Source organism: Agromyces sp. CCNWLW213, assembly GCF_037199545.1.
Taxonomy (GTDB): Bacteria; Actinomycetota; Actinomycetes; order Actinomycetales; family Microbacteriaceae; genus Agromyces.
This window is the reverse complement of the sequence record NZ_JBBBDX010000001.1, coordinates 367,170-388,043: the sequence shown is the minus strand read 5'-3', so window position 1 is coordinate 388,043 and position 20,874 is coordinate 367,170. Positions and strand designations below refer to the sequence as shown.

The following is a 20,874-nucleotide window of genomic DNA, read 5'->3' as shown; positions in this document are numbered from 1 at the left end:
TGCTCCGGTTCGGTATGTGCGGCACCGAGTCCATGGGGGTGCCTGAATGTGCGACGATCCAGCTTACCGGAGGGCCCCTGCCGGGCCGAAGCCGGGGGTCCTCAGGCGGCCAGACGCGGTGCGTCGGCGACCAGCTGCACGGTGTACGGATGCCGCGGGGAGCCGAAGACGTCCTCGGCGGGACCCGTCTCGACGAGCCGTCCGGCCCGCATGACCGCGACGCGGTCGCTCATGTGGCGGATGACGCCGAGGTCGTGGGAGATGAACAGCAGGGCGAGCCCGTCGTGCCGCTGGAGGTCGTCGAGCAGGTCGAGGATCTGCGCCTGGATGGTCACGTCGAGCGCCGACACGGGCTCGTCGCACACGAGCACGTCGGGCGCCGCGGCGAGCGCGCGCGCGATGGCGACGCGCTGCCGCTGCCCGCCCGACAGCGTCAGCGGGCGCCGCGGGGCGACGGATGCCGCGAGCCCGACCTGGTCGAGCAGCGCCGTGATCCGCTGCTCCCGCTCGCGTCGCCCCGCGCCCGGCCGCACGGTCCGGACGGCGTCGTCGAGGATGCCGCGCACCGGCCACCGCGGATCGAAGGAGCTCAGGGCGTCCTGGTAGACCGCGCCGATGCGGCGGCGCATCGGTCGGCGCTCGCGCTCGGGGGCGCTCGACCACGGCTTCCCGTCGAGGAGCACCGCGCCGGAGTCCGGTGCCGTGAGCGCGAGCGCGAGCCGGGCCACGGTCGTCTTGCCGGAGCCGGACTCGCCGACGAGGCCGAGCGTCTCGCCGCGTCGCACGTCGAGCGAGACGTCGTCGACCGCGGCGAATCGGCCGCCGGGCACGGGGAAGGTCTTCGTCAGGCGGTCGAGTCGCAGCACGGGTGGGGTCGCGGCGTCGACGGCCGTCGCGTCGCCGAGCGGGCCGGATGCCTCGACCCGCCCGGCCGCGCCCGCCTCGGGCTCGGCGTCCGGGGCGGAGATGCCGAGCCGCTCGCCGCGCGGGCGGTCCGTGGGCACCGCCGCGATGAGCGCCCGGGTGTCGGCCTCGCGCGGCGCGCGAAGCACGCGTCCGGCTGGCCCCTCCTCGACGACCTGGCCGTCGCGCATGACGAGGATGCGGTCGGCGAGCCCGGCGACCACGGCGAGGTCGTGGCTGATCAGCAGGATGCCGGTGCCGCGCGAGCGGATCTCGCCGAGGAGCCCGAGGATGCGAGCCTGGACGGTGACGTCGAGCGCGGTCGTCGGTTCGTCGGCGATGAGGATCGGCGGATCCAGTGCGAGCGCGGAGGCGATGAGGGCGCGCTGGCGGAGTCCGCCGGACAGCTCCCCGGAGCGACGACCGGCCGCCACCGCCGGATCGGGCATGCCCACCCGGTCGAGCAGGTCGACGGCGTGCGCGCGGCGCGCGGCGGGCGCCATCCGCTCGTGGATGCGGAGGGCGTCCTCGATCTCGCGGCCCACGGGCCGCAGCGGGTCGAGCGAGACGAGTGCGTCCTGGAGGATCAGGCCGATGCTGCGGCCCCGCACCCCCCGCCACTCGCGCTCGCCGGCACCGGCGAGGTCGCGGCCGAGGACCTCGAGTCGGTCGACCGAGGTGCTCGACCCGCGGCCGGCGAGCCCGAGCAGCGATCGGGCGGTCACGCTCTTCCCGGAGCCGGATTCGCCGACGATCGCGACGCACTCGCCGGGCATGATCCGCAGCGACACCCCGTGCACCACCTCCCGTCCGCCGAACGCGACGCGGAGGCCGGCGACGTCGAGCAGCGGCGGCACGTCGGACACCGGGTCGGCGCCCGTGGCATCCGATCGGGAGGTCATCGCACCTCCCGGTCGCGCCGCGTCAGCGCCCGCCCGAGGACCGTGGTCGCCACCGTGGTGCCGACGATCATGAGCCCGGGGAAGACGGTCATCCACCACGCCGTCGCGAGGTAGGTGCGCCCGGCGGCGAGCATCGCGCCCCACTCGGCGGCGGGCGGCTGCGCGCCGAGTCCGAGGTAGCTGAGGGCCGACGCCCACACGATCGCCTGCCCGACGCCCAGCGTGGCGAGCACGAGCAGGGGCACGAGCGCGTTGGGGAGGATGTGCCGGACGAGGATGCGGCGCGGGGCGTGGCCGAGCACGCGCGCCGACTCGACGAACGGGGCGCTGCGGATCGCGACGAGCTGCCCGCGGATGATGCGCGCGTAGCCGGGTGCCGTCGAGAGCCCGACCGCGATCGTCGCGGTCACGGGGCCGGGGCCGGCGACGACGATGACGAGCAGCGCCAGCAGCAGCCCGGGGAACGCGAACAGCACCTCGACGAGGCGGCTGACGCCGAAGTCGGCGACGCGCCCGCCGAAGCTCGCGAGTACGCCGAGCACGGCGCCCAGGACCAGGCCGATGAACGTCGCCGTGACGCCGATGAGGAGCGAGGTGCCCGTGCCGGCGACGACGCGGCTGTAGAGGTCGCGACCCGACTCGTCGGTGCCGAACCAGTGCGCGGGCGAGGGCGGCTGAAATGCCTCCGCGGCGGAGATCGCGTTCGGAGGATGGGTCTCCACCAGCCCCGGAGCGAACGCGGCGACCGCGAGGAAGGCCGTGAACGCGACGGCGAGGAGCGTCCCCACGCGGGGGAGGCGTCGCGCGGGACGCGCCGCTTCGTGCTCGGCCGCCGACACGACGGTGGTCTGCCGCAGTTCGAGCTCGCTCATCGGGCGGCCTCCTGCCGGAGACGCGGGTCGGCGATGCGGGCGACGAGATCGGTGATCACGGTCATGACGACGTACACGAGCGCGACGAACAGCACCACGCCGATGACGACCGGGATGTCGCGGAGCGTGACCGCCTGGAGGAGCGTGCGGCCGAGCCCGGGCATCGCGAAGATCGTCTCGACGACGACCGCTCCGGACAGGAGCCATCCGAGCGCCCACCCCGACAGGCTGATGCCGGGCAGCGCCGCGTGGCGGATGGTGTGTCGGAGCCGGATGCCGGCCGTGCTCTCGCCTCGGGCCTGCGCCGAGACCACGAACGGTTGCTGCAGCGCGTCGAGCAGGCTCTCGCGCATGACCTGCGCGAGGAACCCGGCGAGCGGGACGGCGAGGGTCACCACGGGCAGGACGAGCCCTGAGGGCGTGCCGGTCGCGACGGGCGGGAACCATCCGAGGCCGGTCGCGAACACCGCGATGAGGACCGCGGCGAGCCAGAAGTGGGGGAGTGCCGCCGCGGTGAGCTCGATGCCCTCGCCCACGGCCGCCGCGATCCGTCCGCGCCCCGTCGACCACAACGAGAGCCCGAGCGCGAGCACCCACGCGAGCGCGAGGGAGAGCGCCGCGAGCAGGAGCGTGCCCCCGACCTGGTCCGCCAGCAGCTCGGCGACCGGCATCCGGAGCGCATAGGAGGATCCGAGGTCGCCCGTCAGCAGCCGGCCGAGCATCGCGAGGTACTGCACGACGAGCGGCTGGTCGAGGCCGTACTCCTCGCGCACGAGGTCGAGCGCCTCCTGGGACGCCTGCGAGCCGGGGCCGCCGAGGATCGCCTGTGCGGGGTCGCCCGGGATCAGCCGGATCGCGAAGAACGTCAGCGTGGCGACGGCCCACATGACGAAGACGGCACCGCCGAGCAGCACCGCCGCGTGACGGGCGGTGCTGCGACGGCGCCGGCCGGACTCAGTCGGCGAGCCAGGCGTCATGGAAGCTCGGCGTGGACACCGTCGGCATGGCGCGCGCGCCGCGCACCGACGGGTCGAGCAGGAAGCCGTTCTGCTGGTCGTACAGGGGCAGCAGGTAGTACCCGCCGAGGATGCGCTGCTGGGCCTGCTCGTACACGCCGGCGCGCGCGTCGGCATCGCCCTCGGCGGCGGCCTCGGTCAGGAGTGCGTCGACCTCGGGGTCGCTGAGCTGCGCGAGGTTGGCGAAGTAGCCGCTCGGTGCGGGAGTGATGCTGTCGGAGTGGTACAGGATCCGCAGGACGTCGGGTCCGACCTTCGTGTACGGCGCGCTCACGATCTCGTACTCGTTCACGAAGAGGCGCCCGTACCAGCTCGACAGGTCGAGCAGGTCGATGACGACGTCGAAGCCGGCCTCCTTCGCGGTGGCCTGCACCTGCTCGAACAGCGACTGCTCCGCGGGGATCGACTGGTTCGTGCTCACGGGGAATCGCAGCGTGAGGCGCTGCCCGTCCTTCAGGCGCGTGCCGTCGGCGTCGCGCCCGGTCCAGCCGGCCTCGTCGAGCAGCCGGTTCGCACGGTCGAGGTCGGGCTCGAAGAGCGACGGCTCGGAGTACGCGAGCGCCTCGACCGACGACAGTGCGGAGTACGATCGCTCGGCCGTGCCGAAGAACAGCGCGTCGATGCCCTCGTCGACCTGGACGGCACGGATGAACGCCTCGCGCACGCGCTCGTCGTCGAACGGCGCCTGGCCGGAGTTGAGCTCGATGCGGTTCGAGGCACCCGGACGGGGCGCGTCGAGCCACGTGAAGGCGCCCGACTCCTCCGCGGCGGCGACCGTGTCGGGCTGGGGGTTGTCGATCACGTCGACCTGCCCGCCTTGCAGCGCGGCGTAGCGGGACGCGGCATCCGGCACGAAGCGCCACTCGATCGCCTCGAGGTACGCCGGCCCGTCGTGCTCGGCGTCGGCCGGGGGCGAGGAGTAGTCGTCGTTGCGGACGAGGGTCACGCGATCCTGCTTCACCCACTCGTCGACGACGAACGGGCCCGTTCCGATGGGCGCCTCGCAGTTCTCCTCCATGCCCCGGGCGATGCCCGCAGGCGACTGGATGGCGGTCCACGGCTGGCTGAGCGACTCGAGCAGCGCGCTGTCGGGAGTGGTGAGCACGAACCGGGCCGTCAGGTCGTCCACGACCTCGACGCGCTCGACCTTGCCCATCGCGAGGTAGCCCGTGGAGGACTGCGTCGCCGGGTCCTGCAGGTGCTCGACGTTGACCTTGACCGCCTCGGCGTCCAACGGCGTGCCGTCGGTGAACGTCACGCCCTCACGCAGCGTGAACTCCCACGCGAGCCCGTCGTCCGACGCCTCCCAGGACTCGGCGAGCCACGGGACGATCTCGCCCGACCCGTCGCGCGAGACGAGCGACTCGAGGAACTGGCCCGCGATGAGCGCCTGCGGATAGTTGCCGCCGACGTGGGGGTCGAGGCACGTGGGTTCGGCATCACCGCTCGCGTAGACGAGCGTGCCGCCCTCCACGGGCTCGTCGGAGGCCTGCGGCTCGTCGGCCTGGCAGCCGGCGAGCGCGAGGGCCGACACCAGTCCGGCGGCGATCAGGGCGGAACGGCCCAGGGGCCGTCGGGTCACGGGTGCAGCACGCATCGAAGTCCTTGCGACAGGGGGAGTGGGTGGGCCGCACGTCGTCGGGGCCGGGTTCATCCTGACACCGCCGGCATCCGCTCACAAGCGACTTGTTCGGTAATCGATAGAACAATACGCTCGTGGGGTGCTGATCCGCATCGATCCCGCCGACCCGCTGCCGCTCCACGAGCAGCTCACGCGCGGCATCCGCGCCTCGATCATCGACGGGCGCCTCGCCGGCGGCGAGCGCCTGCCCGCTGCACGCGACCTCGCGGCATCCGTCGGCGTCAACATGCACACCGTCCTGCACGCCTACCGGCGCCTGCGCGACGAGGGGCTCATCGAGCTGCACCGCGGTCGCGGCGCCGTCGTCCTCGTCCGACTCGGCGGCCACGGGGCACTCGCCGGCGCCATCCACGACCTCGTCGACGAGGCCAGGGCCCGCGACATCGGAGAGCCCGCACTGCTCGCCCTGATCAGCGAGGCCTACCGCTGGGCACCGGCAGCACCGGCCGCCGGCGTGCACCGCCCCCCGGCGACCCGGTAGTCTGGGAGGACCGACATCGATCCGGCCATCACCGGGGAGTCTTCGGAAGAACGGCGCGCAGCACGACCGCGCGCCCAGTAGAACCGAACGGGGCAGGCCCGTCACAGCCGCAGTACGAGAGGTCCGGCGCTCCGCCGCCGGGCAAGCGGGGTGGTACCGCGCAGGGGTCCGAACGGGCGCCGGCGTCCTCGCGGTAGGTGATCCGTCCCGCAAGGAGCGCGCGTGTACCCCCGCAACGACGACCAGCCCGTGGCCCCCTCGCCCGACTTCCCCGCCATCGAGCGCGACGTGCTCGCGCACTGGAAGGCCGACGGCACCTTCCAGGCCTCCATCGACCAGCGCGACGGCGCCGAGGAATGGGTCTTCTACGACGGGCCGCCCTTCGCCAACGGCCTCCCGCACTACGGGCACCTGCTCACCGGGTACGCCAAGGACCTCTTCCCGCGCTTCCAGACCATGCGCGGCAAGCAGGTGCACCGCCGCTTCGGCTGGGACACCCACGGCCTTCCCGCCGAGCTCGAGGCCGAGCGCCAGCTCGGCATCACCGACAAGGCCGAGATCGAGCGCATGGGCATCGCCGCGTTCAACCAGGCCGCACGCGACGCCGTCCTCCGCTACACCGAGGAGTGGGAGGAGTACGTCACCCGCCAGGCGCGCTGGGTCGACTTCGAGCACGACTACAAGACCCTCGACGTCACGTTCATGGAGTCGGTGATCTGGGCGTTCACGCAGCTCCACGAGAAGGGCCTCGCCTACGAGGGCCACCGCGTGCTGCCCTACTGCTGGCGCGACCAGACGCCGCTGTCGAACCACGAGCTCCGCATGGACGACGACGTCTACAAGAACGTCCAGGACCAGACGGTCACGGTCACGTTCCCGCTCACGGGCGCCAGGGCCGAGTCGCTCGGCCTCACCGCCGTGCGCGCGCTCGCCTGGACCACCACGCCCTGGACCCTCCCGACGAACTTCGCGCTCGCCGTCGGACCCGACATCGAGTACGCGGTCGTGCCGGCCGGCCCGAACGGCACCCCGGATGCCACCGTCCTCCGCGAGCGCGCCGGCGGCGGGCCGTCCGACACCGAGGTGCTCGGCGCCGAGTACCTCTTGGCGGTCGACCTCGTCGGCAACTACGCCAAGGAGCTCGGCTACGAGTCCGCCGAGGCCGCGCGCGCGGCCGTGTCGCGCACCGTGCGCGGCGCCGACCTCGAGGGCGTCACCTACGACCGCCTCTTCGAGTACTACGCCGACGTCGAGCGCTGGGGCCTCGAGAACGCGTGGACGATCCTCGTCGCCGAGTACGTCACGACCGACGACGGCACGGGCATCGTGCACCAGGCCCCCGCGTACGGCGAGGAGGACCAGAAGGCGTGCGAGGCCGCCGGCATCCCGGTCGTGCTCTCCCTCGACGACGGCGGCAGGTTCCTCCCCGAGGTGACGGATGTCGCGGGACTGCTGTGGAGCGACGCGAACAGGCCGCTCACGCAGCTGCTCCGGGCCGAGGGGCGCCTGCTCCGCCAGGCCAGCTACGAGCATTCCTACCCGCACTGCTGGCGGTGCCGGAACCCGCTGATCTACCGCGCCGTGTCGAGCTGGTTCGTCCGGGTGCCGGAGTTCCGGGACCGCATGGAGGAGCTCAACCAGGAGGTGAACTGGGTCCCGGCGAACGTCAAGGACGGCCAGTTCGGCAAGTGGCTCTCCGGCGCTCGCGACTGGTCGATCAGCCGGAACCGCTACTGGGGCTCGCCGATCCCGGTGTGGAAGAGCGACGACCCCGCGTACCCGCGCATCGACGTGTACGGGTCGCTCGAGGAGCTCGAGCGCGACTTCGGGCGCCTGCCGGTGAACCAGCACGGCGAGCCCGACCTGCACCGCCCCTACATCGACGAGCTGACGCGACCGAACCCCGACGACCCGACCGGGCGGTCCACCATGCGCCGGATCCCCGACGTGCTCGACGTCTGGTTCGACTCCGGTTCGATGCCGTTCGCGCAGGTGCACTACCCGTTCGAGAACCGCGAGTGGTTCGACTCGCACAATCCGGCGGACTTCATCGTCGAGTACATCGGGCAGACCCGCGGATGGTTCTACACGCTGCACGTGCTGTCGACCGCCCTGTTCGACCGACCGGCGTTCGAGAACGTCGTGAGTCACGGCATCGTGCTCGGCAACGACGGGCAGAAGATGTCGAAGTCGCTGCGGAACTACCCCGACGTCAACGAGGTGTTCGATCGCGACGGCTCCGACGCCATGCGGTGGTTCCTCATGTCGAGCTCGGTGCTGCGCGGCGGCAATCTCGTCGTCACCGAGGAGGGCATCCGCGAGGGCGTGCGCCAGCTCATGCTGCCGCTGTGGAGCACGTGGTACTTCTTCTCGCTGTACGCCAACTCGGCCCGCGAGGGCGGTTATGAGGCGTCCCGCCGCACGGACTCGACCGACGTGCTCGACCGGTACCTGCTCGCGAAGCTGCGCGACCTCGTCGAGGCCGTCACGGCCGATCTCGAGGACTTCGACTCGCCGCTCGCGGCGCAGAAGCTGCGCGACTTCGGCGACGTCCTGACGAACTGGTACGTGCGACGCTCGCGCGACCGCTTCTGGGGCGGGGTCGCCGACGACGGACGGGGAGCCGAGGCCTTCGACACGCTGTTCACCGTGCTCGAGACGCTGACGCGCTTGGCCGCACCCCTGCTGCCGCTCGTCACCGAGCAGGTGTGGCGCGGGCTCACCGGCGGCCGCAGCGTGCACCTGGCCGACTGGCCCGCCGCCGACGAGTTCCCCGCCGACCCCGAGCTCGTCGCCGCGATGGACGGCGTACGCGAGGTCACGGGCGCCGTGCTCGCCCTGCGCAAGCAGGCGGGCCGGCGCGTCCGGCTGCCGCTCGCGGCGCTCACGGTCGTGACGACGGATGCCGCGGCGCTCGCGCCGTTCGAGGGCATCCTCCGCGACGAGCTCAACGTCAAGCGCGTCGACCTCGTCGAGCTCGACGAGTCGAGTGCCGCCACCTACGGCGTCACGAAGCGGCTCACCGTGAACGCCCGGGCCGCCGGCCCCCGGCTCGGCAAGCAGGTGCAGCAGGCGATCCAGGCCGCACGCGCGGGCGACTGGGCGCTCGACGGCGACACGGTCGTCGCGGGCGGCATCGCCCTCGAGCCCGGTGAGTACGACCTCGTGCTCGAGGCGGGCGCCGCAGGGGACGGCCAGGCGCTCGGCCTGCTCGGCGACGGCGGGTTCGTCATCCTCGACACCGCCACGACCCCCGAGCTGGAGGCCGAGGGCCTCGCTCGCGACGTGGTGCGCGCCGTTCAGGACGCCCGCAAGGCGGCCGGGCTCGAGGTCGGCGACCGCATCCGGCTGTCGCTCACGCTCGACGCGGCCGGCGTCGCCGCGGCCGAGGCGCACCGCGAGCTCATCGGCCGCGAGACCCTCGCCCCGGAGGTCGCCATCGCCGAGGGCTCGCCCGACGGGGACGACGTGCGCGCCGTGGGCGAGGGTTCGAAGCTCGCCGTCCACGTGGAGCGGCTCGCGGAGGTGTCCGCGCGATGAGCGACCTGACCCCCGAGTCGACGCCCGGGGAGCGCGACGCCGCCGACGCGGTCTACGCCGCGCTGCTCGCGCGCGTCGGCGAGGCGCAGCCGCAGCCGCGTCTCGACGCGACCCGCCGGGCCGTCGAGCTGCTGGGCGACCCGCACCGGGCCGCACCCGTGATCCACCTCACCGGCACGAACGGCAAGACCTCCACGAGCCGGATGATCGAGAGCATCCTCCGCGCGCAGGGCCTGCGGACCGGACTCATGACGAGCCCGCACCTCGTGCGCTTCACCGAGCGGATCCGCATCGACGGGGAGCCGATCGCGGACGAGGCGGTCGCACGCATCTGGGACGAGATCCTGCCCGTGCTCGACCTGGTCGACGCCGAGCTCACCGGCCGCGGCGAGGTGCCGCTGACCTACTTCGAGGCGCTGACCGTGCTCGCCTTCGCCGCGTTCGCCGACGCGCCGGTCGACGTCGTCGTGCTCGAGGTCGGCATGGGCGGCGAATGGGATTCCACCAATGTCGCCGACGGGCAGGTCGCCGTGATCACGCCGATCGCGATCGACCACGCGGAGCGGCTCGGACGCACCGTCGCCGAGATCGCCCGCACCAAGTCCGGCATCGTCAAGCAGGGCGCCGCGGTCGTCACGGCCTTCCAGGCGCCCGAGGCGCTCGAGGTGCTGCACGAGGTCGCCGCGGCACGCGACGCGACGGTCGCGGTCGAGGGCGGCGCGTTCGCGGTGCTCGACTCGCGCGTCGCCGTCGGAGGCCAGCTCGTGTCGGTCCGCGGGATCGCGGGGGAGTACCGCGACCTCGCGCTCCCGCTCTACGGCCGGTACCAGGCCGAGAACGCCGCGCTGGCCATCGCGGCCGTCGAGTCCTTCCTCGGCGGCACCGTGCGGCTGGCCGACGACGTGCTCGAGTCCGGACTCGGCGCCGTGACCTCGCCCGGGCGGCTGCATCCGATCTCGGTCGACCCGACCGTGCTCGTCGACGCCGCGCACAACCCGCACGGCGCCGAGGCGCTCGTCGAGGCGCTCGGCGAGTACTTCGACTTCGACGAGCTCGTGGTCGTCCTGGGCGTGCTGGGCGACAAGGACGCCACGGGCATCGTCCGGGCGCTCGAGCCTCTGGGCGCCCGCTTCCTGGTGACGCAGTCGGAGTCCGACCGGGCCATCCCGGCCCGCGAGCTCGCGGCATCCGTCGCCTCGGTCGCCGGCGAGGAGCGCGTCGACGTCGTCGAGCGGCTCGACGACGCGCTCGACGAGGCCCGCGACTGGGCCTCGCGCGGCGAGAAGCGCGGCGTCCTCGTCACGGGATCGATCACGCTCGTCGGCGACGCGATCGCCATCGCGGACGACCGCGGATGGAGCGACCGGTGACCGCGCCCGAGCCGGAGCCGCCCGCCGGCGACGACCCCGGCGTGCCGCGCGACGAGCGCACGCGCGCGACCGCAGCCCCGCGTTCGATCCGGCGCACCCTCGCGAGCATCGTGCTGGCCTTCGAGGTGATCGTGGTGTTCCTCGCCGCACTCGTCATCTGGGGGCTCGCCCGCGAGGAGGGCGGCGTGCTCGGCCTGCCCGAATGGGTGCCGCTCGCCGGTGGCGGCGTCGTCATCCTCGGCCTGGTGCTCACCATGGGACTGCTGCGCCACGAGTGGGCCTACGGACTCGGCTGGGCGCTGCAGGTCGTGATCTTCGCGTCGGGCGTGCTCAACCCCGCGATGTTCGTCGTGGGTGCGCTGTTCGGCGGCATGTGGGCCTACTGCATGATCGTCGGCGGACGCATCGACCGTGATCGGGCGGCGTCCGCCGCCCCAGGAAGGGAACCCGAATGACCACCGCCATCGAAGAGACCCTCGTGCTCGTGAAGCCCGACGGCGTCGCGCGCAACCTCACGGGCGAGATCCTCCGCCGCATCGAGGCGAAGGGCTACTCGCTCGTCGACATCCGCATGGTGCAGCCCGAGCGCGACCTGCTCGCGAAGCACTACGCCGAGCACGAGGGGAAGCCGTTCTACGAGCCCCTCGTCGAGTTCATGCAGTCCGGCCCCGTAGTCGCCATGCGCGTCGCGGGCAACCGGGTGATCGAGGGCTTCCGCGTCCTCGCGGGCACGACCGACCCCACGACCGCCGCGCCGGGCACGATCCGCGGCGACTTCGGTCGCGACTGGGGCCTCAAGGTGCAGCAGAACCTCGTGCACGGCTCCGACTCGGTCGAGTCCGCCGAGCGCGAGCTCGCCCTCTGGTTCGACTGAGCGCATCGCTCGGCCGCACGGCGGCGGGGTCCGGGTGACGGATGCCGCCGCCGTCGGCGTCCCCGGGCCCTAGAACAGGTTCTGCAGGTCGATGAGCACCCGCGGGATGGCGTTCATGTGCGCCTGCGCGAGCAGGATCACCACGGCGTAGCAGGCGATCGTGATGACGACCACCCATCCCATGAGCGTGCCCGCTGCGCGGCGCACCCGCTCGGGCGCGGGGATGACGCCTTCGCGGAGGTTCCGGAGACTGACGACCCAGAACACCGGGATCGTGACGGCCCAGGTGAGCATGCACCACGGGCAGAGCACGTCGAGCACGTAGATGCTCTGGGCGATGAGCCAGATGACGAAGGCGAGCGCGCCCGCCACGCCGACGTTCAGTCCGATCCAGTACCAGCGCGCGAAGCGCGCGCCCGCGAGCAGGGCCATCCCGGTCGTGATGACGACCGGCCACGCCATGAGCCCGATCAGCGGGTTCGGGAAGCCGAACACCGACCCCTGATCCGAGCCGAGGTTGACGCTGCACCCGACGAGCACGCCCACGTTGCATGCCGGGACGTACGCCGGGTCCGAGAGCGTCAGGAGCTTCTCGAGCGTGAGTTCGAAGGCCGCGAGCAGGCCCAGCGCCCCGGCGACGACGAGGAACACGGCGAACGCCACCGGCCGTGCCGGGCGGGGGGAGTCGGGCATGCCCGGTATTCTGGCACGGCGATTCCGCGCAGCGCTGGGAGACCGTGCGATAATCGTTGCAGTCGCCCGAGCCGCGCTCGGTGCGACGCCAACGAGGGCTTTGAGGATGCACCGCATCCGCATCCGCGGACGAACCGCGAGATTTGGCGTCACCGGCACCCGCCGGGCGCAGCAGAGAAGGATTGGCGGTCCGGCGCACGGCGCAGGACCGCTCCGAGGAGTACGGGGTGAGGTGGCGCGGCCACCGCTCCCGGCGTAGGAGTGCACCAGAGATGGTGGAAGACAACGGAACACCGACGGACGCAACGTCAGGCGAGCCGCCCCGGCGCAAGGTGGGGCTCTTCGGCGCCCGACGCACCGGGCGTCGCGCGACCCAGGTCGTGCCGCGAGCCGAGCACGAGGCGGCAGGGGCCGCGGAGCAGGCCGAGCCCCTGACGCAGGCGGCCTCCCCGGCGGAGGCGCCGGAGCCCGGCACCGCGACGGCGCAGGCCGCCGACGAGCGCCCGGGAGCCGCCGTGACGCCCGCGCCGTCCGCCGACGAGACGGCCGACGGTTCAGGCGCGAGCGACGCGGCCGAGCCCGAAGCCTCCGCGGAGTCGGAGGCGCCGGAGGCCCCGGAGGCGCCGGTCGAGCCGGCGTCGCCGATCCCGGCGGTGCTCACCACCACCTCGCTGATCTTCCACGCCCCGCCGGTCTTCGAGCCCCCGGCGTCGGAGCGCCTCGAGCGCGGCGACCGCGACCGCGGCGACCGGGACCGCGGCGACCGCGACCGCGAGCCGTCGGGCGAGGGATCGAGCGTGCGCCGCCGCTCCCGCCGCCGCAGCGGCGAGGAGTCGCGCAACGCCGGCGACGAGCCGGAGAACACCGTCGTCAAGGTCCGGAAGCCCCGTGAGCCCGAGCTCATCACCGAGCCGCAGAAGGTCAAGGGCTCCACGCGCCTCGAGGCGAAGAAGCAGCGTCGCCGCGACGGCCGCGACGCGGGCCGCCGCCGTGCCGTGATCACCGAGGCCGAATTCCTCGCGCGCCGCGAGTCGGTCGACCGCCAGATGGTCGTCCGGCAGAAGGGCGGACGCATCCAGATCGGCGTCATGGAGGACGGCGTGCTCGTCGAGCACTACGTCGCCCGCAACCAGGACGCGTCGCTCATCGGCAACGTGTACCTCGGGCGCGTGCAGAACGTGCTGCCCAGCATGGAGGCCGCGTTCGTCGACATCGGCCGCGGCCGCAACGCCGTGCTCTACTCGGGCGAGGTCGACTGGGAGGCCGCCGCCGAGAACGGCGAGAAGAACCAGCCCCGGCGCATCGAGCTCGCGCTGAAGCCCGGCGACCGGGTGCTGGTGCAGGTCACCAAGGATCCGATCGGCCACAAGGGCGCCCGCCTCACGAGCCAGATCTCGCTGCCCGGCCGCTACCTCGTGTACGTGCCGAACGGTTCGATGAACGGGATCAGCCGCAAGCTCCCCGACACCGAGCGCGCGCGCCTGAAGAAGATCCTGAAGGAGGTGCTCCCCGAGAACCAGGGCGTGATCGTCCGCACCGCTGCCGAGGGCGCCACCGAGGAGCAGCTGACGCGCGACGTCAACCGGCTCATCAGCCAGTGGGCCGACATCTCGCAGACCATCGAGAAGGTGCAGGCGCCGGCGCTCCTGCACTCCGAGCCCGACCTGCTCATCAAGATCGTCCGCGACGTCTTCAACGAGGACTTCCAGAAGATGATCATCGCCGGCGACGAGGCGCGCCGCACGATCGAGAAGTACCTCGGCCAGGTCGCCCCCGACCTGCTCGAGCGCGTCGAGGCGTACGAGGGCGAGCGCGACGCATTCGACGAGTTCCGCATCAGCGAGCAGATCGAGAAGGCGCTCGAGCGCAAGGTGTGGCTGCCCTCGGGCGGTTCGCTGATCATCGACCGCACCGAGGCCATGACGGTCATCGACGTCAACACGGGCAAGTTCGTCGGGTCGGGCGGCAATCTCGAGGAGACGGTCACCAAGAACAACCTCGAGGCCGCCGAGGAGATCGTCCGGCAGCTCCGGCTCCGCGACATCGGCGGCATCATCGTCGTCGACTTCATCGACATGGTGCTCGAGTCCAACCGCGACCTCGTGCTCCGCCGGCTCGTCGAGTGCCTCTCGCGGGACCGCACCAAGCATCAGGTCGCCGAGGTCACCTCGCTCGGCCTCGTGCAGATGACGCGCAAGAAGCTGGGCCTCGGCCTCCTCGAGTCCTTCTCCGAGGCGTGCGAGGTGTGCGCCGGCCGCGGCATCATCGTGCACCACGAGCCCGTCGCCAAGCATCGCGCGCCGCAGCAGCAGGTCGAGCGCCGGCGCAACCGCGGCGGCGGCAACGGCGGCGGCGCCCCGTCGCAGGCGCCCGCCTCCGACAAGGCCCACCAGGGCACGCACGCGATCACCGAGGACGTCAAGCACGCGCTCGCGCAGATCGCCGCCTCCACGGTGGCGCATGCCGAGCACAAGGCCCCGACGACGGATGCCGCCGCCCCGTCGGCTCCCGAATCCGAGCCGGCCGCCGAGGCCGCCGCACCGAGCGCCGACGCGCCGTCCGAGGGCGGCGGCCGACGCCGCGGCCGTCGCCGAGCCTCACGGGGCTCCGGCGGGGGAACCGGCGAGCGCGAGAACGCCGCCGAGCCGCCCGCGGCGCCGACGGACGCCCCCGAGGCGGCGCCGGCCGAGGCGGGCGAACCGGAATCGGTTCCCGAGCCGGAATCGGTTCCCGCGCCGGAATCGGTTCCCGCGCCGGCGCCGGAGCGTCAGGTCCCGATCATCGAGCTGCCCGAGCCGCCCGCCCGCCGCGAGCGCCCCGCGCGGGTGCCCCAGGCCGAGGTGCTGCTCGACTCGATGCTCGACGCACTGCCCGCGCCCAAGCAGCCCGGCGAGGGACGCGGCGCCCGGTCGCGAAGCCGCCGGGTGTCGACGGCAGCGCTGAGCCCGGCCGGTTCGCCGCCCGTGATCACGCGCCCCGACGGCGAGCCCGGTTCGGCGTCAGACTGAGCCGCGCCGCTCGCGCGGGGTGACCCGGAGCCCGCTCGCGCGGAGCCGCCGGACGAGCTCGCGCGCGGGCACCGGCTCGGCTCCCGCGGCGACGAGCTCGTCGTATCGTTCGGCGGGCACGTCGTAGTGGTCCAGGTCGAACCCACGGGCGGGGATCCCGTTGCGCTCCGCGAACGCGACGAGCTCGTCGATCGACGTGTCGCTGACGAGGTGCGACCACACGGTGCCGTGCTTGGGCCACAGCGGCGGGTCGATGAGTATCAAGTGAGCACCTCGCGTGTCGTCATGGGAGACTCCGCCCAACCGTTCGGGGGGCGTGCTTCACGTCGGCGGCGAACTCCACGGCGCTGGGCTGCCAGAGGAGCCATGCCGCAGGGATGAGAAGGATGAGCGCGACCACGAGGGATCCTCGTCCGAACGGGAGACCGACGAAGTAGCCGACGCCGACGACGAGCGCGTAGTAGCGAGGCCACCGCGAGCCTTGCCATGCGGCCCGCGCGGCGAGCATCAGACTGAGCGCGAGTGCCGCGATGACGATGGTCTGGGCGAGGAGACCGGGCGCAACGCGGGGCAGCACGCCGAAGATTGACATCGCTGTGATCGGGACGAGGAACAGGCCCCCGTTGGTGACGAGTAGGACCGTCGCCCACGTCATCGTTGCGGGCCGCGTCGTGGGGTCGATCAGCACGGCCATGGCGCCGAGTGTACGCGCGGAGGCCGCGACATCCGTGCGATGGGGGCGGGACACGCGGGCGCGGCGCGCGTTTGACCGCCCCCGTGGCATCCGTGTAAACTCGACCGTTGGTGCCGCCGCTTATCCCGGTGGGCACGCACAGTTTTCTGGCAGTGACGACCCTCCTTCCCGCTGGGGTCATCCGCGCAGTGACATCCCATCAGTTAGGCGGAGCCGCATGGCTCCCTGGAGATAGGTACGAGAAGTGGTTTACGCAGTAGTGCGCGCCGGTGGCCGGCAGGAGAAGGTCGAGGTCGGCACCATCGTGACGATGGACCGGATCAAGGCCGACAAGGACGGCAACGTGCAGCTCACGCCCGTCCTGCTCGTCGACGGCGACAAGATCACCTCCGACGCGGAGTCGCTCGCCAAGGTCACGGTCACGGCCGAGGTCCTGAACGACCTGCGCGGTCCGAAGATCGTCATTCAGAAGTTCAAGAACAAGACCGGCTACAAGAAGCGCCAGGGCCACCGTCAGGAGCTCACGCGCGTCAAGATCACCGGCATCAAGTAACGGCCAGAGGAGACAGGGACAATGGCACACAAGAAGGGTGCGAGCTCCACTCGCAACGGTCGTGACTCGAACGCCAAGCGCCTCGGCGTGAAGCGCTTCGGCGGCCAGGTCGTCTCGGCGGGCGAGATCCTCGTCCGTCAGCGCGGCACCCACTTCCACCCCGGTGCGGGTGTGGGCCGAGGCGGCGACGACACGCTGTTCGCCCTCGAGGCCGGCGCCGTCGAGTTCGGCAACAAGGGCGGCCGCAAGGTCGTGAACATCGTTTCGGTCGACGCGTAAGCGAGATCGGTTTCGTGAGGGCGGGCTTCGGCTCGCCCTCACGTGTTTCCTGAGAGGAGGGCAGCGGCATGGTGAGCTTCGTCGACCAGGTCCGGCTGTTCCTGCGCGCCGGACACGGCGGCAACGGCTGCGTGTCGGTGCGCCGTGAGAAGTTCAAGCCGCTCGCCGGCCCCGACGGCGGCAACGGCGGCGACGGCGGCGACATCGTGCTCGTCGCCGACCCGCAGGTGACCACCCTCCTCGCGTACCACGGGCGTCCCCACCGGTCGTCCGAGAACGGCCAGCCCGGCATGGGCGACAACCGGTCCGGTGCGACCGGCGAGCCGCTCGAGCTCCCCGTGCCCGTGGGGACCGTCGTCAAGGACGCCGACGGCACCGAGCTCGCCGACCTCACCGAGCCGGGCATGCGCTTCGTCGTCGCGCCCGGCGGCCAGGGCGGCCTCGGCAACGCGGCACTCGCGTCGCAGAAGCGCAAGGCGCCCGGGTTCGCGCTGCTCGGCACCCCGGGCTTCGAGGGCGAGGTCACGCTCGAGCTCAAGACCATCGCGGATGTCGCGCTCGTCGGGTTCCCCTCGGCCGGCAAGTCGAGCCTCATCGCGGCCATGTCGGCCGCCCGCCCGAAGATCGCCGACTACCCCTTCACGACCCTGCACCCCAACCTCGGCGTCGTGCAGGCCGGCGACCACCGCTTCACGGTCGCCGACGTCCCCGGCCTCATCGAGGGCGCGAGCGAGGGCAAGGGCCTCGGGCTCGAGTTCCTCCGCCACGTCGAGCGCTGCTCGGCACTCCTGCACGTGCTCGACTGCGCGACGCTCGAGCCGGGCCGCGACCCGATCTCCGATCTCGAGGTGATCCTGCGCGAGCTCGAGGCGTACGAGGTGCCCGAGGGCCAGACGCCGCTGCTCGAACGGCCGCAGCTGGTCGCGCTCAACAAGGTCGACGTGCCAGAGGCGCGCGAGCTCGCGGAGTTCGTGCGGCCCGAGCTCGAGTCGCGGGGCTACCGCGTGTTCGAGATCTCGACGGTGAGCCACGAGGGCCTGCGCCAGCTCGGCTTCTCCCTCGGCGAGGTCGTCGATCGCGCCCGCGCGGATGCCGCGCTCGCCCCCGCGCCGCCCCGGATCGTGCTGCGCCCGAAGCCCGTGCGCGACGCCGGCTTCGCGGTGAAGCCCGAGGGCGGCAGCTACGGCACGATCTACCGCGTGCTCGGCGCCAAGCCCGAGCGCTGGGTCGCGCAGACCGACTTCACGAACGACGAGGCCGTCGGCTACCTCGCCGACCGGCTCGCCCGCCTCGGCGTCGAGGACGAACTGGTGCGCGCCGGCGCCACCGCGGGATCGACCGTGGTCATCGGTCCCGGTTCGGGCGTGGTGTTCGACTGGGAGCCGACCCTCACCTCGACGGCCGAGCTCATCACGTCCCCGCGCGGCAGCGACATCCGCCTCGACGACAACCGGCGTGCGACGCGCGCCGAGCGTCGCGGGGAGTACTACGAGCGCATGGACGCGAAGGCCGAGGCCCGCGCGGAGCTTCAGCGCGAGCGCGAGGCGGGCCTGTGGGCGGGAGGCGACGACGACGACGCCGACGACGAGGAGCGCGGATGACGACGGCGCCCCTCACGCGCGACCGGGTCGCCGCGGCCCGGCGCATCGTCGTGAAGGTCGGCTCGTCGTCGATCTCGGGTGAGAACGTCGGGCAGATCGCGCCGCTCGTCGACGCCCTCGCCGCCGCGCACGAACGCGGCGCCGAGGTCGTGCTGGTCTCGTCGGGAGCGATCGCGACCGGCATGCCGTACCTCCGGCTCGATGCGCGCCCCGACGACCTCGCGACCCAGCAGGCCGCAGCCTCCGTCGGACAGAACATCCTGATCTACCGCTACCAGGAGTCGCTGCGCCGCTTCGGCATCGTCGCCGGCCAGGTGCTGCTCACCGCGGGCGACCTCGAGAACGACACGCACCGCCTGAACGCCCAGCGCGCCATGGAGCGCCTGCTCGGCCTGCGGATCATGCCCATCGTCAACGAGAACGACACCGTGGCGACGCACGAGATCCGATTCGGCGACAACGACCGGCTCGCGGCGATGGTCGCGGAGCTCATCGGCGCCGACCTGCTCGTGCTGCTCTCCGACGTCGACGCGCTGTACACCCGGCCGCCGCACCTCGAGGGCGCCGAGCCGATCCCTCACGTCGCCTTCGGCGACGAGCTGGCCGGGGTCGAGATCGGATCCATCGGGCGGGCGGGGGTCGGCACCGGGGGAGCGGAGACCAAGGTCTCGGCGGCGCGGATCGCCGCGGCATCCGGCACCGGCGTGCTCGTCACGGCGACCTCGCTCGTGGCCGACGCGCTCACCGGAGCGCTCGTCGGCACCTGGTTCGAGCCCGCCGCCCGCTGACGTCACACACGGTGCCGCCCGAGGGGACGCGAACTAGGCTTGGCAGCATGACCGACGTCCGCACCGATCCCGCCATCGACCTCGAGTCGAACCTCGCGACCGTGCTCGACGGGCGCCTCGCCGCCGCGAAGGAGGCGTCGCGCCGCCTGGCGCGCGCGACGACCGCCGAGAAGGATGCCGCGCTGCAGGCGATCGGCGAGCGACTGCGGGCCCGCGTCGACGACATCGTCGCCGCGAACGCCGCCGACCTCGAGGCCGGTCGGGTCTCGGGCCTCGGCACCGGCCTCCTCGACCGGCTCACCCTCGACGGGCGCCGCATCGACGCGATCGCCGACGCGGTCCTCGACGTCGTGGCGCTCACCGACCCGGTCGGCGAGACGGTCAGCGGACGCACGCTGCCGAACGGCGTGCGCATCGAGCAGGTGCGCGTGCCGCTCGGCGTCGTCGGCGCCATCTACGAGGCGCGCCCCAACGTCACGGTCGACATCGCCGCGCTCGCGCTGAAGAGCGGCAACGCGGTCGCCCTCCGCGGCGGGTCCGCCGCCGAACGCACCAACGCGGTGCTCGTCGAGGTACTGCGCGACGCCATCGCGAGCGCCGGCCTGCCCGGTGACGCGGTGCAGACCGTCGACGACTTCGGCCGCGAGGGCGCGCGGCACCTCATGCGGGCTCGCGACCACGTCGACGTGCTGATCCCGCGGGGGAGCGCAGCGCTCATCCGCGCCGTCGTCGACGAGGCGACCGTGCCCGTAATCGAGACCGGCGCGGGCGTCGTGCACATGTTCCTCGACGCGAGCGCGCGCGAGGACTGGTCGGTCGACCTGGTGCACAACGCCAAGGTGCAGCGTCCGAGCGTCTGCAATGCGCTCGAGACCCTCCTGGTGCACTCGGATGCCGCAGCCCGTCTCCTTCCGCCGGTGCTCGAGCGGCTCGAGGCGTCGGGCGTCACGGTGCACGGCGACGAGCGGGTGCGCGCGATGCACCCGTCGGCGGTCCCGACGACCGACGAGGACTGGGCGACCGAGCACATGAGCCTCGACCTCTCGGTCGGCATCGTCGACTCGCTCGACGACGCGCTCGAGCACATCCGCCGGTACTCGACGAAGCACACCGAGTCGATCATCACCAACGACCTCGGAAATGCGGAGCGGTTCCTCGAGGAGGTCGACGCGGCCGCCGTCATGGTGAACGCCTCCACGCGGTTCACGGACGGCGCCGAGTTCGGCTTCGGCGCCGAGGTCGGCATCTCGACGCAGAAGCTGCACGCCCGCGGGCCCATGGGGCTGCCCGAGCTCACGAGCACGAAGTGGATCGTGCGCGGTGCAGGGCACGCGCGCGCCTGACCCGCCGCGTCCACCCGCGACGGACGACCCCCGCCCGGACCGCTAGACTGTCCGGAGCGACATCCGCGAGACCTGGAGGAGCGGCGATGAGCCTTGCGACGGCAGTGCTGACGAGCACGGTGTTCACCGAGACCGAGTTCGCTCGCGAGCTCCCATTCGAGGCCTACGTCTTCGGCATCATCACGCTCGTGGTCTTCTTCGCGCTCGGCGCCGTCACCTACTCCTACCGCGACGTGGCCAACCGCCACCGCGCGAAGGCGGCCGCATACGCCGCGCGCCACACCGGGGGCGAGCACGGCGGTCACTGAGGTCGTC

General features: G+C 72.6%; 19 protein-coding genes. 12 read left to right on the top strand and 7 right to left on the bottom strand.

Going from position 1 to position 20,874, the window contains the following annotated elements:
• Positions 1-101: 101 nt before the first annotated feature.
• From WBQ80_RS01855 to WBQ80_RS01840, 4 genes are read right to left on the bottom strand one after another with little or no spacing between them, the layout of a single operon-like run.
• On the bottom strand, positions 102-1,805 hold the full coding sequence (locus tag WBQ80_RS01855) for an ABC transporter ATP-binding protein (protein ID WP_336570161.1): 1,704 nt from the start codon (positions 1,803-1,805) through the stop codon (positions 102-104).
• Positions 1,802-2,677, bottom strand: a complete 876-nt coding sequence (locus tag WBQ80_RS01850; protein ID WP_336570162.1) for an ABC transporter permease — start codon at positions 2,675-2,677, stop codon at positions 1,802-1,804. Before WBQ80_RS01850 ends, WBQ80_RS01855 begins: the two co-directional genes overlap by 4 nt.
• Positions 2,674-3,654, bottom strand: coding sequence for an ABC transporter permease (locus WBQ80_RS01845; RefSeq protein WP_336570163.1), 981 nt, complete (start codon positions 3,652-3,654; stop codon positions 2,674-2,676). The genes WBQ80_RS01850 and WBQ80_RS01845 overlap by 4 nt, the downstream gene beginning before the upstream one ends.
• Positions 3,632-5,290: an ABC transporter substrate-binding protein gene (locus tag WBQ80_RS01840; RefSeq protein ID WP_336570164.1), complete on the bottom strand. Its 1,659-nt coding sequence runs from the start codon at positions 5,288-5,290 to the stop codon at positions 3,632-3,634. The genes WBQ80_RS01845 and WBQ80_RS01840 overlap by 23 nt, the downstream gene beginning before the upstream one ends.
• A gap of 124 nt (positions 5,291-5,414) precedes the next feature.
• On the opposite strand from WBQ80_RS01840, the gene WBQ80_RS01835 reads away from it, so the two are divergent.
• The 5 genes from WBQ80_RS01835 (at position 5,415) to ndk (ending at position 11,600) form a co-directional block, all read left to right on the top strand.
• Entirely contained in the window at positions 5,415-5,816 is a 402-nt protein-coding gene (locus WBQ80_RS01835; RefSeq protein ID WP_336570165.1) for a GntR family transcriptional regulator, read from the top strand.
• A gap of 222 nt (positions 5,817-6,038) precedes the next feature.
• A complete protein-coding gene (ileS, locus tag WBQ80_RS01830) occupies positions 6,039-9,356 on the top strand; it encodes an isoleucine--tRNA ligase (protein ID WP_336570166.1) in 3,318 nt (1,105 codons plus the stop codon).
• A complete protein-coding gene (locus WBQ80_RS01825) occupies positions 9,353-10,726 on the top strand; it encodes a bifunctional folylpolyglutamate synthase/dihydrofolate synthase (RefSeq protein WP_336570167.1) in 1,374 nt (457 codons plus the stop codon). Before ileS ends, WBQ80_RS01825 begins: the two co-directional genes overlap by 4 nt.
• The gene (locus WBQ80_RS01820) at positions 10,723-11,181 is read left to right on the top strand and encodes a DUF4233 domain-containing protein (RefSeq protein WP_336570168.1); all 459 of its coding nucleotides are present in this window, start codon (positions 10,723-10,725) and stop codon (positions 11,179-11,181) included. The genes WBQ80_RS01825 and WBQ80_RS01820 overlap by 4 nt, the downstream gene beginning before the upstream one ends.
• A complete protein-coding gene (gene ndk / locus WBQ80_RS01815) occupies positions 11,178-11,600 on the top strand; it encodes a nucleoside-diphosphate kinase (protein ID WP_336570169.1) in 423 nt (140 codons plus the stop codon). The genes WBQ80_RS01820 and ndk overlap by 4 nt, the downstream gene beginning before the upstream one ends.
• A 69-nt stretch (positions 11,601-11,669) precedes the next feature.
• Here ndk and WBQ80_RS01810 read toward each other — a convergent pair whose 3' ends face one another.
• Positions 11,670-12,293, bottom strand: a complete 624-nt coding sequence (locus WBQ80_RS01810) for a vitamin K epoxide reductase family protein (RefSeq protein WP_336570171.1) — start codon at positions 12,291-12,293, stop codon at positions 11,670-11,672.
• Between the two features lie 272 nt (positions 12,294-12,565).
• Between WBQ80_RS01810 and WBQ80_RS01805 the strand changes: the two genes are divergently transcribed.
• Positions 12,566-15,301, top strand: a complete 2,736-nt coding sequence (locus WBQ80_RS01805) for an Rne/Rng family ribonuclease (RefSeq protein WP_336570172.1) — start codon at positions 12,566-12,568, stop codon at positions 15,299-15,301.
• On the opposite strand, the gene WBQ80_RS01800 is transcribed toward WBQ80_RS01805, so the two are convergent.
• A complete protein-coding gene (locus tag WBQ80_RS01800) occupies positions 15,293-15,565 on the bottom strand; it encodes a DUF4031 domain-containing protein (RefSeq protein ID WP_336570173.1) in 273 nt (90 codons plus the stop codon). The genes WBQ80_RS01805 and WBQ80_RS01800 overlap by 9 nt on opposite strands.
• Positions 15,566-15,584: 19 nt before the next feature.
• Positions 15,585-15,995 (bottom strand): hypothetical protein, encoded by a 411-nt coding sequence (locus WBQ80_RS01795; RefSeq protein ID WP_336570174.1) that lies wholly within the window; start codon positions 15,993-15,995, stop codon positions 15,585-15,587.
• A 244-nt stretch (positions 15,996-16,239) separates the two neighbouring features.
• Between WBQ80_RS01795 and rplU the strand changes: the two genes are divergently transcribed.
• From rplU to WBQ80_RS01765, 6 genes are all read left to right on the top strand, one after another.
• Complete coding sequence (gene rplU / locus WBQ80_RS01790; protein ID WP_336570175.1) at positions 16,240-16,548, top strand: 50S ribosomal protein L21; 309 nt, start codon at positions 16,240-16,242, stop codon at positions 16,546-16,548.
• Between the two features lie 21 nt (positions 16,549-16,569).
• Positions 16,570-16,827 carry a 50S ribosomal protein L27 gene (gene rpmA, locus WBQ80_RS01785; protein WP_067948501.1) on the top strand — a complete coding sequence of 86 codons (258 nt, stop codon included), beginning with the start codon at positions 16,570-16,572 and terminating at the stop codon, positions 16,825-16,827.
• Positions 16,828-16,895: 68 nt separating this feature from the next.
• Positions 16,896-18,428, top strand: coding sequence for a GTPase ObgE (gene obgE / locus WBQ80_RS01780; RefSeq protein ID WP_336570176.1), 1,533 nt, complete (start codon positions 16,896-16,898; stop codon positions 18,426-18,428).
• Positions 18,425-19,216: a glutamate 5-kinase gene (proB, locus tag WBQ80_RS01775; RefSeq protein WP_336570177.1), complete on the top strand. Its 792-nt coding sequence runs from the start codon at positions 18,425-18,427 to the stop codon at positions 19,214-19,216. The genes obgE and proB overlap by 4 nt, the downstream gene beginning before the upstream one ends.
• Before the next feature lie 47 nt (positions 19,217-19,263).
• On the top strand, positions 19,264-20,559 hold the full coding sequence (locus WBQ80_RS01770) for a glutamate-5-semialdehyde dehydrogenase (protein ID WP_336570178.1): 1,296 nt from the start codon (positions 19,264-19,266) through the stop codon (positions 20,557-20,559).
• 86 nt (positions 20,560-20,645) lie between these two features.
• Positions 20,646-20,867, top strand: a complete 222-nt coding sequence (locus WBQ80_RS01765) for a hypothetical protein (protein WP_336570179.1) — start codon at positions 20,646-20,648, stop codon at positions 20,865-20,867.
• The last annotated feature ends 7 nt before the right edge of the window (positions 20,868-20,874 follow it).